Origin of the sequence: Streptomyces carpinensis, assembly GCF_002154505.1 — a bacterium.
In the GTDB taxonomy this organism is placed as follows: Bacteria; Actinomycetota; Actinomycetes; order Streptomycetales; family Streptomycetaceae; genus Streptomyces; species Streptomyces carpinensis.
Genome location: NZ_MUBM01000348.1, coordinates 1 through 2,441, shown reverse-complemented (window position 1 = coordinate 2,441; position 2,441 = coordinate 1). Strand labels below are relative to the sequence as shown.

The following is a 2,441-nucleotide window of genomic DNA, read 5'->3' as shown; positions in this document are numbered from 1 at the left end:
GCAGGAAGGCCGGGGCGCACGGCCTTGAGAGCGGGCGCGGGCGCAGGGGTCAGGCGCGGCACGCTGATGCGGCGGGCCGGACCGGCACGCGGGTGCGGCGAGCGGGCCATCGGCACGCGCGCCGAGCAGGTCCCGGGCACGCGGGGCGCGGACCCGGCACGCGCCGAGCCCTGGCCTGGCCACCGACGCAGCGGGCGCCTGGCCTGGGCACTCACCGGGGTGGGCGCGGCGCGTGGGTGGGACTGCGATCGTGCCGCGCTGAACGGGCCACGGGCGGCGCGCAGGCCCGACCATCAGGGACGGGCGCGCGGAGCCCGAGCCGCGCGGGGCCTGAGCATGGCTCGCGGGTGCGGCACCGGGCGGGTGGGCACTGGGCGTCGTGCGCGGGCCTGCGAGCGACTCACCGGCGTCGAGCGCGAGCCGCGCGCGGGAGCGACACCGCGCCCGAGTCGCCGCTGGTCGTGCCGCGCTGAGCCGGGCGGCAGCGAGCGCACGGGTCGGACCACGTGCCGCCGGACTGGAACCGGGTGAGGCGCGAGCGCGTGGACCGGGACCACCGGCTGGACACCGCTCCGGCTCCCGATCCGGCCTGGCCGGGAGCCGGTGCCTGCGGCTCACATGCGGGACACGTTGCGTTCGTAGACCAGGCGGAGGCCGATCAGGGTCAGCCACGGTTCGTGCTCGTCGATCACGGAGGACTCGCCCAGCACCATCGGTGCCAGCCCGCCGGTGGCGATCACGGTGACGTCGTCGGGGTCGTCGGACAGTTCGCGGGCCATCCGGCTCACCACGCCGTCGACCTGCCCGGCGAACCCGAAGACGATGCCCGCCTGCATGGCCTCGACCGTGTTCTTGCCGATCACGCTGCGCGGCCGGGCCACCTCGATCTTGCGCAGCTGCGCGCCCTTGACGCCGAGGGCGTCGACGGAGATCTCGATGCCGGGGGCGATGACGCCACCGATGTACTCCCCGCGCGCGGAGACCGCGTCGAACGTCGTCGCGGTGCCGAAGTCCACCACGATCGCCGGGCCGCCGTAGAGCTCGACGGCGGCGACCGCGTTGATGATGCGGTCCGCGCCGACCTCCTTGGGGTTGTCGGTCAGGATCGGCACACCCGTCTTGACGCCCGGCTCGACGAGGACGGCCGGCACGTCGCCGTAGTAGCGACGCGTCACCTCGCGCAGCTCGTGCAGCACCGACGGCACGGTCGCGCAGATCGCGATGCCGTCGATGCCGTCGCCCAGCTCCTCGCCGAGCAGCGGGTGCATGCCCATCAGGCCCTGCAGGAGCACGGCCAGCTCGTCGGCCGTGCGGCGGGCGTCGGTGGAGATGCGCCAGTGCTCGACGATGTCGTCCCCGTCGAACAGGCCGAGGACCGTGTGTGTGTTGCCTACGTCGATGGTCAGGAGCATGGCCGGTACTACTCCGCCTCGCGCAGGTCCAGGCCGATGTCCAGGATCGGCGAGGAGTGGGTGAGGGCCCCCACCGCGAGGAAGTCGACACCGGTCTCCGCGTACGCCCGGGCGTTGTCCAGGGTGAGCCGGCCCGACGCCTCCAGCAGCGCGCGGCCGTCGACGATCGCGACCGCCTCCTCGCACTCGAGGGGCGTGAAGTTGTCCAGCAGGATCAGGTCGGCGCCCGCGTCGACGACCTCGCGCAGCTGGTGCAGGGTGTCGACCTCGACCTCGATCGGCACGTCCGGGAACGCCTCCCGTACGGCCTTGAAGGCCTGCCCCACGCCGCCCGCGGCGACCACGTGGTTGTCCTTGACCAGCGCCGCGTCGGACAGCGACATGCGGTGGTTCACGCCGCCGCCGCACCGGACGGCGAACTTCTCCAGGGAGCGCAGGCCCGGCGTCGTCTTGCGGGTGTCGCGCACCTTGGCCTCGGTGCCCTCCAGGGCGTCCGCCCACGCGCGCGTGGCGGTCGCGATACCGGACAGCCGGCACAGCAGGTTCAGTGCGCTGCGCTCGGCGGTCAGCAGATCCCGCGTGCGCGTGGTGACCGACAGCAGCTTCTGCCCGGCCTGCACGCGGTCGCCGTCCAGGACGTGCCTCTCGACCTCGAACTCGTCCGTGCAGACGACCGAGAGGACGGCCTCGGCGACCCGCAGACCGGCCACCACGCCGTCCTCGCGCGCGATGAAGTCGCCGGTGGCCACGGCCTCCTCGGGGATGGTCGCCACCGTCGTGACGTCCACCCCGTGGGCGAGGTCCTCCTGGATGGCGACGTTCGCGATGTCCTCGATCTCCACGGGATCGAGTCCGGCGTCGGCCAGCAGCTGGGCGAGCGCGGGGTCGAGCCCGCACTCCAGGTACTCCTCGTCGCCGTCCGCGCCGCAGGCGCAGCCGTCGCCGCAGCCGCCGTTCGGGGCGAGGGGAAGGTCGTCGGTGCTCACTTGTGTCACTGCTCCTGGGGACGGCGGGGCGCGGGGGCCTCGG

2 protein-coding genes are annotated in these 2,441 nt (G+C 73.9%); both read right to left on the bottom strand.

Annotated elements, in window-relative coordinates; genetic code table 11:
• Positions 1-614 precede the first annotated feature (614 nt).
• Positions 615-1,412, bottom strand: coding sequence for a type III pantothenate kinase (locus tag BZY54_RS37565; RefSeq protein ID WP_086729809.1), 798 nt, complete (start codon positions 1,410-1,412; stop codon positions 615-617).
• A gap of 8 nt (positions 1,413-1,420) precedes the next feature.
• Positions 1,421-2,398 carry a carboxylating nicotinate-nucleotide diphosphorylase gene (gene nadC, locus BZY54_RS37560; protein ID WP_086729808.1) on the bottom strand — a complete coding sequence of 326 codons (978 nt, stop codon included), beginning with the start codon at positions 2,396-2,398 and terminating at the stop codon, positions 1,421-1,423.
• Between the last annotated feature and the right edge of the window lie 43 nt (positions 2,399-2,441).